Annotated in this window: 15 protein-coding genes; 3 read left to right on the forward strand and 12 right to left on the reverse strand. The window is 37.6% G+C overall.

Annotated features, from left to right (window positions below; translation table 11 throughout):
* Positions 1-279: 279 nt before the first annotated feature.
* Genes A9996_RS12440 through A9996_RS12455 form a run of 4 tightly spaced genes read right to left on the reverse strand, consistent with a single transcriptional unit; the run spans position 280 to position 3565 of the window.
* Positions 280-1029 carry a cyclase family protein gene (locus A9996_RS12440; protein ID WP_066435400.1) on the reverse strand — a complete coding sequence of 250 codons (750 nt, stop codon included), beginning with the start codon at positions 1027-1029 and terminating at the stop codon, positions 280-282.
* Positions 1026-2291 carry a radical SAM family heme chaperone HemW gene (gene hemW, locus A9996_RS12445; RefSeq protein WP_083993947.1) on the reverse strand — a complete coding sequence of 422 codons (1266 nt, stop codon included), beginning with the start codon at positions 2289-2291 and terminating at the stop codon, positions 1026-1028. Before hemW ends, A9996_RS12440 begins: the two co-directional genes overlap by 4 nt.
* Positions 2288-2923 carry a crossover junction endodeoxyribonuclease RuvC gene (gene ruvC / locus A9996_RS12450; protein WP_066435402.1) on the reverse strand — a complete coding sequence of 212 codons (636 nt, stop codon included), beginning with the start codon at positions 2921-2923 and terminating at the stop codon, positions 2288-2290. Before ruvC ends, hemW begins: the two co-directional genes overlap by 4 nt.
* A 3-nt stretch (positions 2924-2926) precedes the next feature.
* Positions 2927-3565 (reverse strand): outer membrane beta-barrel protein, encoded by a 639-nt coding sequence (locus A9996_RS12455; protein WP_066435404.1) that lies wholly within the window; start codon positions 3563-3565, stop codon positions 2927-2929.
* Between the two features lie 249 nt (positions 3566-3814).
* On the opposite strand from A9996_RS12455, the gene A9996_RS20590 reads away from it, so the two are divergent.
* Genes A9996_RS20590 through A9996_RS12465 form a run of 3 tightly spaced genes read left to right on the forward strand, consistent with a single transcriptional unit; the run spans position 3815 to position 5689 of the window.
* A complete protein-coding gene (locus tag A9996_RS20590) occupies positions 3815-4306 on the forward strand; it encodes a hypothetical protein (protein ID WP_248912346.1) in 492 nt (163 codons plus the stop codon).
* A gap of 40 nt (positions 4307-4346) precedes the next feature.
* Complete coding sequence (locus A9996_RS20595) at positions 4347-4559, forward strand: hypothetical protein (protein ID WP_248912347.1); 213 nt, start codon at positions 4347-4349, stop codon at positions 4557-4559.
* Positions 4556-5689 (forward strand): glycosyltransferase, encoded by a 1134-nt coding sequence (locus tag A9996_RS12465; RefSeq protein ID WP_066435408.1) that lies wholly within the window; start codon positions 4556-4558, stop codon positions 5687-5689. Before A9996_RS20595 ends, A9996_RS12465 begins: the two co-directional genes overlap by 4 nt.
* A gap of 73 nt (positions 5690-5762) precedes the next feature.
* On the opposite strand, the gene A9996_RS12470 is transcribed toward A9996_RS12465, so the two are convergent.
* The 8 genes from A9996_RS12470 to A9996_RS12505 form a co-directional block, all read right to left on the reverse strand.
* Positions 5763-6236: a hypothetical protein gene (locus tag A9996_RS12470; RefSeq protein ID WP_066435411.1), complete on the reverse strand. Its 474-nt coding sequence runs from the start codon at positions 6234-6236 to the stop codon at positions 5763-5765.
* A 98-nt stretch (positions 6237-6334) separates the two neighbouring features.
* Positions 6335-7471 carry a tetratricopeptide repeat protein gene (locus A9996_RS12475; protein ID WP_066435413.1) on the reverse strand — a complete coding sequence of 379 codons (1137 nt, stop codon included), beginning with the start codon at positions 7469-7471 and terminating at the stop codon, positions 6335-6337.
* Positions 7472-7479: 8 nt separating this feature from the next.
* Positions 7480-8034, reverse strand: coding sequence for a hypothetical protein (locus tag A9996_RS12480; RefSeq protein WP_066435416.1), 555 nt, complete (start codon positions 8032-8034; stop codon positions 7480-7482).
* A 12-nt stretch (positions 8035-8046) separates the two neighbouring features.
* A complete protein-coding gene (locus A9996_RS12485) occupies positions 8047-10158 on the reverse strand; it encodes a M56 family metallopeptidase (RefSeq protein ID WP_066435418.1) in 2112 nt (703 codons plus the stop codon).
* Between the two features lie 125 nt (positions 10159-10283).
* Positions 10284-10646, reverse strand: coding sequence for a BlaI/MecI/CopY family transcriptional regulator (locus A9996_RS12490; protein ID WP_066435419.1), 363 nt, complete (start codon positions 10644-10646; stop codon positions 10284-10286).
* A gap of 423 nt (positions 10647-11069) precedes the next feature.
* On the reverse strand, positions 11070-11738 hold the full coding sequence (locus A9996_RS12495) for a response regulator (protein ID WP_066435420.1): 669 nt from the start codon (positions 11736-11738) through the stop codon (positions 11070-11072).
* 6 nt (positions 11739-11744) lie between these two features.
* Positions 11745-13775, reverse strand: a complete 2031-nt coding sequence (locus A9996_RS12500) for an ATP-binding protein (protein ID WP_146608972.1) — start codon at positions 13773-13775, stop codon at positions 11745-11747.
* Positions 13776-13930: 155 nt separating this feature from the next.
* Positions 13931-14110, reverse strand: a complete 180-nt coding sequence (locus A9996_RS12505) for a hypothetical protein (protein ID WP_066435423.1) — start codon at positions 14108-14110, stop codon at positions 13931-13933.
* Positions 14111-14547 lie beyond the last annotated feature (437 nt).

Consider the following 14547-nt stretch of genomic DNA (forward strand, 5'->3'; position numbering starts at 1 on the left):
TATCGACTGCTTATCATAGAAGAACTTCTTGACCGTTCCTTGATTAAGCGCTTCCAGACAGCATAGGCCTGTTTATACTCATTATGTTGATCAGCGAACCTCTAAAAATGTTCAAGGCAGCTTTATATTCTATGCTTTGGCCATATTCAAAATTTACCTCAAAAACAGCCACAACTATGAACACCTGATCTGTCATAGCATCATTTAAATCTTTTTAAATTTAAACAATTTCCTACAATAAAGCACCTATACCGTTTATTTTTAGAGGATTATAGAAATCTATTCGAAGATCTTATATAAAACGGGCTTGCTGGGTGAAGCATCATTTTCAAAAGGGGCAATTTGGAGATTGAGCATATAGCTGCCATCTATGATCTTGTTGTTGACGTAAATAAATTCAGTAATTGTGCAGTGCATGCGTCGGTCACCATCAAAATCCCAAAAGGCTTTGTGAGACAACAATTTTCCGCCATCATGTTCTCTGTCTACACTTGGTAAATCAATTAAGAAATGCTGAATCCCTTTTTCTCTGAGGAACACCATCGCTTCTTCCGTTACATAGGTCCAATTGGTTTCAGAATACTGTCGACTTTTTTTGTCCTTTGTATTTGGCATGGTTCGGATTACTAAGGCCTCAGGAGTTTTGTCTTTTAACAGCAACTCTATTTGATGTTTAGAAATGACCGTGTCTTTCATGAATTTTTCTGGGGCTACGGATATCAATTCCGCAGTAAAGAAAAACTGGGTCAAATTTTTGTTGATAGAATGGAATTCTTCTGTAATATGCCCAATACATTCGGTATGTGTGCCGTGAGCATGCGGATTGAATTGAATGTTATTAAAATTGACATCGGCACCAGCTTTAACGCTTCCGGTCCAGTCTTTAGTTTTGACAGGCTCAATTACCGGTGCACCAATATACCAAGCATTCACGTTACTTTTAGAAGCGCGCAACGGGATAGAAATATCAAGAGGTTTTAATAAGTCTATTTTTATAAATTTATGATTGTGTTCAATTATTGCTTTCAAGATAGATTAATTTTAAAGAGATCAGAAGCAATGCCATCACTCAAAAATTTACCTTTTTTAGTGACCAGCAATTTGCCATCATCAAGATACAATAAATGTTCAATAATATGTTTTTGTGAGTGTTGCAACAGATAGGCTTTATAATTAGGACCAAAATCGTCTTCAACCTTTTTTAAAGACACCCCCCAAATGGTGCGCAATCCTGTCATTATATATTCATTGTATTGATCAGTAGTGGAAAGGGTTTCGGTTTCTATAGGAATGGTGTTTTCTTCCAAAGATTTGATGTATTTTGTATTGTTGCGCACATTCCAGCCCCTGTGTTTCCCATCAAAAGAATGTGCCGAAGGGCCGATGCCCAAATACGGTTTCCCTTGCCAATACGCCGAATTGTTTCTACTGAAATACTCTGGCTTTCCAAAATTGGAGAGTTCATAATGAATGAAACCATTATCTTCCAATTTTTCAATTAGGATATGGAATTGTTCTTGCGCCAGATCATCATCGACATTCTCGATAATCCCTTTTTTGATAAACGTATCCAGAGCAGTTTTTGGCTCGACCGTCAAAGCATAACTCGAAATATGCGGGATATTGAAACTTAATGCGGTTTCTATATTTTGAATCCAGCGCTCGTTGCTCATTCCAGGGATACCATAAATCAAGTCGATGGAAATATTATCGAAGTATTTGGTGGCCTCTTCTAAACAATTTTGAGCTTCTTTGGCATTATGTGCGCGGTTCATCAATTTTAAATCTTCTTCAAAAAAAGATTGGATGCCTATGGAAAGACGGTTGATGCCGATGGATTTATAGGCTTTGAAGATTGATTGAGTCGTCGCTTCGACTGCGCTCAGCGTGACATCCATATTGGTAACCGTGATTAAATCGTCTGGATTGGCTTCAATAGTAATTTCAGGATGTTCTGCAACTTCGTAATGCTTATAAACTTCAGCAATCAAAAATCGTAATTCGTCAATCGACAATAATGACGGGGTACCACCTCCAAAATAGATGGTTTCAACATTACTGTTTTTGAATTCATCTTTGCGCAGCACTAACTCTTTCGCCAAAGCATTGATCAACTCATCTTTCTTCTTTAATGAGGTTGAAAAATGGAAGTCGCAGTAATGACAAGCTTGTTTGCAGAATGGGATGTGGATGTAGATACCGAAGGCCCCACCCGACCTTCCCGAAGGGGAGGAGTTTTTACTCGGACAATTGTCAGAACCGCTATAATTATAATTGCTTGAAAAACTCATTTCTTTTTACGCAAGTCCACAATTGGATTGTTCTTTATTCCCCCGTTGGGGGTTAGGGGCCTTTTAACTCCCCCTTTGGGGGCTGCAGGGCTCGTACTATTTTCCTTTACAAACGCACTCCACCCCGAATAACTTTTGCCGATTTCAATCTTACCGTCATTGTAATAATGACATACTGCTGCTGCAAGTCCATCCATAGAGTCCAAGTTTTTAGGCAAAGTTTTCAATCCCAATAAACTTTGAAGCATTTTAGCCACTTGTTCTTTGCTGGCGTTTCCGTTGCCAGTAATCGCCATTTTGATTTTTTTTGGAGCATATTCGGTAATGGGCACTTCTCTACTAAGTCCTGCGGCCATGGCGACACCTTGTGCACGACCAAGTTTCAACATACTTTGCACGTTTTTTCCAAAAAAAGGAGCTTCAATAGCAATCTCGTCTGGATGATGGGTATCAATCAACTCAATAGTACGCTCAAAAATGAGTTTGAGTTTTAGGTAATGGTCGTCATATTTTTTGAGATCAAGTTCATTCAATTGCAAGAATGACATCGTTTTACCAACCACTTTGATGAGTCCAAAACCCATGATGGTGGTTCCTGGATCAATTCCTAAAATAATTTTTTCTTTTATCATGTATCAACAATAATGGCATCCGCTCAAAGATATGGATACCCCAAGCGCAACGTATGCTAAATCGCCATTAAATGAATATCCATCGGTAGCCAACACATATTTATCTTTCCCTGAAAGTGATAAGGCATAAGATCCATCAACATAAACGGATACCGATTCAGACAATCTATAATGCACTTCCAATCCGCCTAAAACATTCAGATATGTATAAGTGTTATTAACAAAATTAGCCAAGGGCTTGGTCATAGTTACTCCTGGACCTGCGTGACCCACAACGCCAATTGGTGCTGGCAAAAAGGGCAATAACTTATTAAAATCATACACCACTTGCGCATTAATACGTGTATAGTTCAATTTATAAGGCAGAGAACCTTCAGCGTTAGAAGCTCTGTTATATCCAAAATCCAATTTTGCGCCCCAGCTCTCAGAAAACATATGCTGCACACCTAAATTTATAGATGGAAAATTGATGTATTTGGAATAATAACCAACATTTTCGCCATTATCAATAGGGTTATTAATACCCAAAGCAACCTGTAATTTCCATTTTTCGACATCCCTTTGCGCAACACTTAAAGACGTGGTCATAAGTGTTAAAAACAGGAGCCAACTTACCTTTTGTAATTTAAAATATGGTCTCATACGCTAATTATGGTTTAATTTGTGACTATGTTAAAGGCTATCTCCTACAAAACTAAACAATTCTTGCTTGTACTTTTAAAATTAGGCCTCGTTGTTGCCGCTTTTTATTTTATCTACCACAAATTGTTTGAGAAGGGCAACTTCCAATTTGAAAACTTTCTTCATATTGTGACAAATTTTAGCTCAATATCATCATTTGCGGTCATTTTTTTACTGCTTTTAAGTTTTTTGAATTGGTATTTTGAAATTATGAAATGGCAAACGTTGGTGGAATGCATTTCAAAAGTAACTTTTAGCCAAGCCACAGCACAAACTTTGGGAGCGCTTACCGCCTCTTTAATGACACCAAACCGCATTGGAGATTACGGCGCCAAAGCCATGTATTACCAACCCCATCTTCGTAAAAAAATAATGTTTCTGAATTTGATAGGGAATAGCGCACAAATGGGCATCACAACAATTTTAGGAGTTATTGGATTTGTGTGTTTTACACTGCATTTTCAGCCGACGTTAAACTACACTGGTATCTTCATTTGGGCTACCGCGGCGATTATAACGATTTCAGGCCTCATTTGGGCTTTTAGAGCAAATTGGTTCGGTAAAAAAAGAAAATCATTTAAAAAGCTGATCCACTTTATAAATACCATCTCTAAAAAAACCATCATAAAAACAGTGCTGTTTTCTTCTTTTACGCTATCTCATTTTTTCGTTTCAGTTCTACTATTTACTGTCTCTTTTTGATGTCAATCTTTCTTATAATGCTATGGTCGCCATCTCAACCATGTACCTTTTATCTTCCATTATCCCTTCTATTTTTATTTTTGATGTGATCATTAAAGGTGGCGTCGCGGTCTATATATTTGGGTTACTCGGCGTTCCAGAACCTCTTATTTTATCTGTCGTCACGTTTATGTGGATCTTAAATTTTGTGCTCCCGAGTGTGATTGGCAGTTACCATGTGCTTCAATTTAAACTTCCAAAAACCGTTTCATGATTAGCATTATCATCGCCGTCACCTTAGTGTATCTTTTACTGATTGGAAGTTTCTGTTTAGGATTTGATCGCGTGAAAACTTTTGAATTGAGCGACATGAAGCCGAAAACACGTTTCAGCGTTATTATCCCTTTTCGGAATGAAGCGAAGGAGCTTCCCGCACTTTTGGAATCCATTTCACGTTTGAATTACCCCAAAGAACGTTTTGAACTCATTTTTGTGGATGATGACTCTGATGACGACTCGCGTAATATTGTCGAGACATTCCTGGCATCTAAAGGAGTTGGTGGCGCCAACATTACCGTGATCCACAATGTAAGAAGCACCAATTCGCCCAAAAAAGATGCGATTACCCTAGCTATTTCAAAGGCCAACTATGATTGGATTGTGACGACCGATGCCGATTGCGTGCTTCCAAAATATTGGCTCGATAGTTTTGATGAGCTGATCCAAAAGCAACACCCTGATTTGGTTGTGGCACCTATCACTTACCATTACGTGACAGGATTTTTACAAAATTTTCAACTTCTGGATGTTCTGAGTTTGCAAGGCGCCACTATTGGAGGCTTCGGCACAAAGACCCCATTTTTATGCAATGGTGCCAATTTAGCCTATACAAAACAACTGTTTAATGCGGTCAACGGATTTCAAGGCAACGCGGAAGTAGCCAGTGGTGACGATGTTTTTCTGCTGGAAAAGGCAACACGCAACAACGCCAGCAATGTGCACTATTTAAAATGTAAACACGCGGTTGTTGCTACAAAAGCGTTGACCTCAACGGCTGACCTTTTGGAACAGCGGGTGCGTTGGGCCGCCAAGTCAAGCGCTTATAAAAATTTATTCGGGAAGTTTGCGGGACTTATCATTTTAACGCAAAATGGACTTTTGATTGCCAGTCTGTTTCTGGTTGGCATCGGGGTCTTAAAACCTAAAGAACTTCTTTATATTTTTATCATAAAGTTTAGCATTGATTTTCTGTTGATCTATAAATCGGCTCTGTTCTTTGATCAGAAAAGCCATTTAAAACATTATTTGCTCGCATCGTTATGCTATCCCTTTTTTAGTGTCTACGTAGCGTTTATTGCCGTATTTAAAGGATATCAGTGGAAAGGTCGCAGCTACAGACAATAGGAGTTTCATCAGTATTTTTGTCTGTCAAATTTAGTGCAGACAAACGCTGACCCCTCACGCAATCTAAGCGTAACTAATTGATATTAACAATGACGGGCAAACTGAATTCGGTAGCTACCTGCTGACTGCGTTTAATGGCGGGATAAATTTTTGGAAGCGAATCAAAACTGTGCCTCAAAATACTGTCCAATTGCGGAATCTGATCTCTTGTCACATCGTCCATGTCAATAGTTTTAATAGAAAACTGACCGGTTTTGTCGATATGGATTTTTAAGACAACGGTGTCTGAAACATCATCAGTCACTACGATATGTTGTTCTTCTAAGTGTGACGTGAGCAAGGTGTACAGGTAATTTTCAAAACATGCCTTCTTTTCGGCATTGGTAGTTGCCCCATCGCAATCAGAAAATGTTGGATAGTCATCCACATGATTCCAATTGATGGCCTGCATTTCTTCTTCCAGAAGTTGTTCGGTAGAAACTTTTTTAGATTGAAAATAGTCGCAGGACGTCAGTAAGATTAAGAGAACAAATAAAAATCGCTTCATTTTAAAATATAACTGAAGCTGAAAAGTACAATATTTTTAGTGAATACATTCACTTGAAGTAATTCTGTTAACTAATTTATTTTGGGAGTCTCAAAAGCTTATTCAGCTTTCATGAACTTTTCCTCCTTCAGTTCCTGCAAACGCCTATTGGCATAAGGAAAATAGACACTTTTAGGAAACTTTTCAATGAACCCCTCGTATACCTTTATTTTGGAATCCCGATCGGCATAAAACTCATCTTTGGTGCGGACCAAAAAGAATTGAGCCGTTTCATCCTGCGGATTTTCCTTGACCGCATTTTGAAGGGCTGCAATGGCTTCTTTGTATTTTTTTTGCTGATTTAAAACGGTTGCCAATTTGGTATATTCCGCGTTTAGGGGGCGATCCATAATCTCCAGAGATTTGGTGATCCATTCTTCCGCGGAAGCGTAAGCCTTAACCTTCTCATACAACTGGCCTAAAATATATAGGTTAGTTGCATCTTTCGGATCAAAATTCACAGCGCGATTGGCCTGAACAATCGCCTTTTCATACTGTACCTGTTCTGCGTAACAAAAGCTTAATTTCTCATGGATAAACTGAGAGCTTTCACCCAAAGCCAATAATGTTTCAAACCATGTGGCCGCTTCCTTATAATCTTCCATCCAGTAATAATTGAGTGCTTTTAAACTGATGAGCTCAACATTGTTGGCATAACTGTCCAAACCCGTGTTGATATAGCTAAGAGATTGGTCATGTTTGCGCTTTACCAACAACTGTTTGGCTATTTTATGAATGGCTTTTTGGTGGGTTTTGTCGAGTTGAAAGGCCGTATGAAATCTGTTCATGGCGGTAGAATCTCCTTGCTGCTCCATGACCAGACCCAGTTCATAATGGTAATTTGGATTTTTATAATCCAGATACACCAATTCATTCAACAATACCTCAGCGTCATTAAGCTTTTTGTTTCGCGCAAGGAGCTTGGCGAAATCATACTTAATGAGCGCATCCTCAGGAAAAGCGTTGAGTGCACTGTCATAGTTTTTTAATGCGGCATCGTAATTCCCGAGTGCTAGGTAGGCTTTCGCCATTTTTTCATAGACCGCATCTTGCTGTGGATAGGTTTTAAATGCTTCAATAGCTTGCGAGTAATTGCCATAAGCATAGAGGCTATCCCCTGTTTTTAAAGAGGAATCCTGAGCCTGGATGGAAGATGCAAGCAATGCAAGAAGAAAAAAATTATAGAATTTAATCATGGATTAGGTTAGTTGTTATTGGGCATAATAATTTTACTGGTTTGGCCATCAGTAATATTTAAATGTGAAAAATAGGGGTCTTTATTGAGCAAGATGATCAAACCATCATAGCGTTTTTGTTCCTCTTCAGTGTATTGTTCATGATGATCGACTACCAATTTTAAAATGCCATCATGGGTACTGTTTTCCCAGGACTCTCTGGCTGCATCGGTTTTTTTATGATTGACATAGTCTTGATAAGTCCGTTGGCTTTTAAACTTTTTAGCCAATTCAAAATCACTGGGCGTTTCAGTCCGATTTTGCATTTTTACTTCCAAGAGTTTATCGGCCATGTATGCCATATGCACCACAAAGCGGTAATACGCTTCCCGAGATTGGATATAAACCTCAAGCTCCACCACAAATTTATCCATTATCAAATCTGGTGTGGCACCTCGAGCTTCCATGTCTTGGAGCTCTTTTTGAAGTACTGATTGAAGCTTCTCATCAGACAGACTTTCATAATCTATGTGTTGGGCAAATGCAAAAAAAGGAAACAGTACAAACAGAAAAACTTTTATCATTGCTGAAGTTTATTATTGAACTTGAAATAGTATTGGAAGGCTATAGGGTACTACCACTGGTTTCCCTCTTTGCATCCCAGGTTGCATTTTTGGTAAGGCCTTAATCACACGAATCGCTTCTTTCTCCAATTCTGGATGTGGTGCTCTTGATTTTATTTCAGAAATGCTGCCATCTTTCTGAATTTTAAAAATAACCATGATGCGTTGTTTCCCTTTTAAGCCTAGTTCTTTAGCTAATTTCGTGTTGAAGTTTTTATTGACAAAAGAGGTGATTTCATCTGCAGTACATTGTTTACGCTTTTTATTTGAAGTCAAGGTTTGACAAGACGGAAAAAAAGGTGCCTCATCAACAACGGCAAAGGGAACTTCCCCTGCCCACATTATTTTGTCTTGCTCTTTAGATTCTATAGCCTTAAGATACTCCTGCTCAGAACTTACTGTTCTTTTCGTCTCTGTTTCTGGAGCATCATCCTGAACCTGAAACAAAATCGGCAGACTATAAGGCACCGTAACCGCTTTTCCTTTTTGTTTCCCCGGTGTAAAATCGGGCAATAATTTAATAACCCTTACGGCTTCTGCCTCGAGGCCAGGGTGTGATGCTCTTGCCATCACATCTCTTATTTTCCCATCCTTACCTATTTTAAAAATGACACTGATGCGTTGTTTTCCAGTTAATCCTAGCTGCGTCGCTAAATTTACATTGAAATTTTTATTAACGAACATTGCTATTTTATCAGAAGTACATTGTTTGGTTTCAGTATTAGACTCAAGATCTTCGCAACCTTGGAAGATTGGAACTTCTTCAATTACCGCGTAGGGGACTTCAATGTCATAAAGTTCTAGATTTTCTTTAGTTCCTTGGGCATCCTTTTTACCAAAATCCGTGATAATAGTGGTTTTACCATCAGTCATATTTAGTTTAGAGTAAAATTCATCTGTATCAATCAAAGCTAATAATTCTTCTTTCCGCTGCTGCTCAGTATCGGTTAATTTATCCATATCATCAACCACTAAACGTAGTTCACCATCTCTTGCGTTATTTTCCCAGCTCATTTTGGCTTCATCTGTTTTTTTATAGGCAAGATATTCATCATAGGTTTTGTATGGATCCGTTATTATCCCGTTAATTTCTTTCGCTGAGCCCCACTTATTTATCAAATATTTGCTAAAAGCTTGTCTTCTCGCGACTTGATCCATGGGTTCTATATATATGTCCTCAGGTCTTACAATATCCTGTGTTTCTGTAGAGTCCCCTAGAGAATCAATTATGGTGATCAATTCCTTATAATATTTATCCACTAATTCCTGAAAGGTCAATTGCTGAGTAACGGTTTCTTGTTGGAGAAATGGAAATGGATCTTTAATTTCTCTCGCATAAGACGAGGTGTACATCAACATTCCTATAACCATCGGAATTAGTAGGGCGTACTTAATGAGATGGATCTGTTTTGATTTTGATTTGCTTAACATAACGATTCGTTTTTTGATTGATGATTGATTGAAAAATGGATTGATGAAAGAAATGTGCCGCGTCTCAAAAACCTGAGACAGCAGACTTTGATAATATTCTGATTTGCCTTTGTATTTAACAGCGTGGGCATCTGCAATAAACTCATGCAAGATGGCGAGCCTATTTTGGTACATATAGATTAACGGATTGAACCAAAACACAATCCTTAGAATTTCAAAACCCAATAAATCGAGACTGTGTTTTTCTTTGATGTGCACCATTTCATGCTGTACAATGTGCTCTTTTTTATCCGCCTCAATAGCATCACCCAAAAAGATAGTGTTGAAAAATGAAAATGCCGAATGGCTATTCATTAAGTAAACCATGAGGATATTGCCTTTCCAACGTTTCGGATTTTTGCGCAATAATGTTCGGATCTTGATGAGTTTGTAGGCCAGAATAAACGCTGCCAAAACCATTCCCACCATCCAAATATGGTCCCAAGAAAAACTCATGGCCTGTTCTGAAATCTGTTGTGATTGGATCATTGAAGCCTCGTCGATAATTGTTGGCGAAACCTCCCCAATAATAACTTCCGGCAACCTAATAACCATAGGTTCTGGAACAATGGCCTTGATGCTCTCAAATTTTAAAAACGGCAACGTTAATGACAAGAACGCGGTACCGATTAAATAGGTGCGATTCCAATTAAAAAAGGTTTCCTTTTTCTAAAAACAGGTCGTAAATGATCAAAAAGAACACCTGAAAGGCCACGGTCTGTAGAATATAATGTAACATGCTAGTCTTCTTTTTTATTAATTTCCTTTAAAACCGCTTCGAGATCTTTTAAGTTCAGGTCATTTTTCTTAACGAAAAAGGAAACCATACTTTTAAAGGAACCCTGAAAATAATTATCTACCAGCATGTTGATGCTCTGGTTGCTGTAGTCGGTTTTGGCCAACAGCGAAAAATACACATGGCCCTTGCCCTGCTTTTCATAATCCACAAAACCTTTACTTTCTAAAATCCGCACTATGGTGGATACGGTATTATAGGCAGGTTTTGGTTCAGGCAACTCGTCGATCAGTTGTTTGACGCTGGCTTTTTCCAAGTGCCAAAGGACCTGCATAATCTCTTCTTCGGCTTTTGTTAGTTGTTTCATATGGATCACCTACCTGGGCAGGACGTGTTTAATTAAACTTGACATGTGCTAGAGCTATTCTGAATATCAATTCATAATCTGCTCACATCATGATGCTAATATAACTAAAATATTAGTTCAAACTAAAATTTTAGTTAATAAATTTAAAAAAACAGAAGTCAGGAAGTAGAAATGGTATGAAAAAGTAAAACCTAATAACTTTCCGGATGGTCAATTACTAGGTTTATTCTTCTTTGCTATTAACTCAACAAATTACTTAGAGGGATTAATTAATTAGTGTTGACAGTCAAATATAACTAATGATTATGACTTTGAGTTACGGGAAAACCGTAACCCAGTTACGGAGAAACCGTAGTATTGAGGCATACCGCTTGCTGTGCAAATTTCAAAAACAGTAAAAAGATGAAAATTTAACAATTTTATTTAAAGAAAGCCTTTTTTCCGTGCTTCTTCAATCAATGTTTCGTCTTTTCCGTCTTCTACAGACAACAATAACTTGAGTTGTTTTTTACGCTTTTCAATAGCGCTCATTGATAAATTGATGTGTTCTCTCAACGTAATTGTTCTAATGCCCTGAGATAGCAGGTGTAGAATTTTCCGGTTGATGTCATCCACATAAATATCAGTATCTATTGATTTTTTGAGAAAATTACTCACCGTGCTGCTATAATATGGCGGCGTGGTCAAAATGTGCTGAAAAGCCTCAGCAAGCTCACTGGACGTCATATCACTTTTAATCAAAAATCCATCGGGATTAATTTCTTTGATAATATTGTGTACTCTATAAGACTCATTGAACATGGTTAAAATAACCACTTTAGCATTGGGCATGATATCCCTTGTCATTTTTGCCAAATCTTCTCCTGAGGTCAATTTGCCATCTGAAGAACTGGGCAAACTGATATCAAAAAAACAAATGTCATAAGGTTTTTCTTTTGATGCGCGCTGCAACAGCTCATTAGCCGTGTCACAATCATTTGCAGTTTCTATTTGTAAAATTTGATCTTCTTTTTTGGTTGCCATCAAGGTATTTTCATAACCTTCAATAATAATAGGATGATCATCTACCATTAAAATATGAATGTGTTGCATAGGTATTTAGGTTGTATAGGGGATTTTTACTTCAATTGTTGTGCCTTGATCAGGTTCTGAATGGAATGCCACCGTTCCGTTAAGCTCCTTCACTCTTGATTTGATATTTTTTAGGCCGATGCCTTTTTTGCTTTTGTTAGGATCAAAGCCAATACCATCATCATTGATGGACAAGCAAATTACAGCTTTTTTAAGTGCGATGCTAATTTTTACACGCTTCGCTTTGGCATGTTTATAAATATTTTGGAGCGACTCTTGGACCATCCTGTAGATATTTATTTTGCTTTTGTTGGACAGCGATTCCCAATTGATATCGTCAGTAAAATCAAACTTATAAGCCAATTGATAGGCTTGGGTTTGCTTGTCGATCAACTCGGTCAAAATATCCATAAATCCGGAGCCAGACACAAAATCAGTATTCAGATCATGAGAGATTTTACGGATGTCTTCTTCTATAATCTTGAGTTCAGAAATATACTTGGATCTTACCTGAACCGCTTCATTTCCTTGATTAAAATTATAACTGTCCAAGCTCAACCGCGTTCCAAAAAGTCGGCCCAAAACACCATCATGTAAATCCTGAGAAATGCGTTTTTTCTCTTCTGCCCTGGCGCCATCCACTTTATCCTGCTGTGACAGCATGAGGTTATAAATCTCTTCATTGGCTTCCTGCTGGTCTTGTTTGAATTTCAATTCTTTGTTTTTGTTGCGCTGGGTGATGATGATATACACCAACAACGAAGTCACCAACAACACAATGGAACTAATGGTCCACCACATTTTTTCAGCAGCAATGCGTTCATTTTCCAGTTCTACCTGATCGGTTTCAAACTGAACCCGCGCAAACTTATTGCGAATGCCACGTTCATGCGCCAGAAGACTATCACTCAACCTGATGTGCTCATGAAGATACGCCTTACCTTCTTCGCCAGGATTGAGTTCAGATAGCATCATCATCGACTCCAAAAAAATATCATTGGAAGAAATTTCTTTGGCCAATTTATAAGATTCTCGAGCATACTTCAAAGCCTCTGCTTTCTTTTCGTTACCCTTATAAAATTTTGCGAGGTCAATGGTAACTGCCAGCTTTGTTATAGGATCCTGCAAACTATCACTAATACGGTAGGCTTTTTTGAACATTGTTTCAATACCATCATAATCTGTGTCATTGGCCTTATATTTTGTAAACGCGATATTTTCAAGAATCAAGGGATAAAAACTAGGATCGTTAACAAATAAGTCCTTTTCACCCAATATCTCATTGTAGAGTTTAAGAGCCTCCGTATAATTGCCCATTTTTCTTAACACAAATGCCTTGTTGTGGATAGAGGTATAATAATCTGAACGTCCATTTTTCATCTTGTTACTAATGGCGATGGATTTTTCGTGGTACTCTAAAGATTGGTCATAATGCCCCAAATCCAAAGAGATATTTCCCAACCTATTATAGAAAATCCAAAGCATCGAAAAATTACGTTCATCAGCGCTGGATGCTTCTAATAAACGCAACGCTCTAATGCATAATTCTTCACTTCCAAAATAATCCCGTTCAATATATTGGATCAATGACAGATTGGCCATGACCTCTATTTTCCTGGAAACTTCCCCGATTTTTTCGTAGCTCTCAATCGCGTTGGTATAGTAATAGTACGCACTGTCATTTTGAGTTTTGGTAGAATGGTAGAAACCCAAATTATGATTGGCAATACCTAGCGCCAACGTATCTTTGATTTTTTTTGAAATCACCAAGTTCTCATGGTTGGCCTTTTCGAAAGCCTCATAATCTCCCGTGTAGAGATATGCGGTAGATAAGATTCTGTTGCTTCTTAAGATGAGACTGTCAACATCTAAATCTTGTGAAAGTGCAACGGCATCTTTGGAATATTTTAAACGCTCCTCAAGAGACAAGGTTTTGTCCTCTCCTAGTTGTCTGAGTTTCAAAACACGTTCATAGTCTGTAGATTGGAGCACATCTTGCGCAAGCATTGGGAAATAAGAGAAAATAAATAGCAGCAGGAAGGCTAGGAGTCTTGACACTTGAATGATTGATTAAGTTTTAAATGTAGAATAATTATTTTAAAACCATAGAATCTATCCAAAATTAAATAGCGTTTTGATTTAAAAGTCTTTAATTAACAAAAAAAGCCCTTACTAGTTTAAGTAAAGGCTTTCATGAAATTTAAAAGTAGCAATTATCCTTGTGTAGGCACCACAATTTTATCTTTTGAGTGTGCCAACAAATCATAATAAGGTTTTGTAGCATCTTGGGTGTTCACTTCTTTTTGGGTGTTGGAATTGGAAGGGGTTTTGTCAGTTTGACTTGATACAGATAAGAATAATGCCAATAATAAAGTAATTTTAAGGGTCTTCATTTTAATCAATTTTAGGGGTTATTTACAGTTTAGCTAATCAATAATTGGGCATAAATGCCACTCGAGGGAAGAATGGATTATTAATTGTTGAGCATACACTCATGCATTGCAAATTACGGTCGAGGGAAAGTAAAGACCTGCAATAACGCCTTGTATAAAATGGATTAAAAAATTTCTGAATAAGTTGGTTAGTTGCTTATAGAGAATAACAAATATATTATAAAAAAGTTATGAACACGGATTTTGCTAGTTAAAATGTTTATTAAACCCGACGAAATACAAAATAAGTCTAAATTCCTGTTAAAAATATGATTTTGTAAGAAAATTATACTAGCTAAGCTCCATCTCAAATGGGTGCAAAAAAAACTCCAAATTTCTTGGAGGAGTAAGTAAAAACAACTCTTTTATGATATTATATTAAAATGTCGAGTAAATAA

This window comes from Gelidibacter algens (assembly GCF_001678675.1).
In the GTDB taxonomy this organism is placed as follows: Bacteria; Bacteroidota; Bacteroidia; order Flavobacteriales; family Flavobacteriaceae; genus Gelidibacter; species Gelidibacter algens.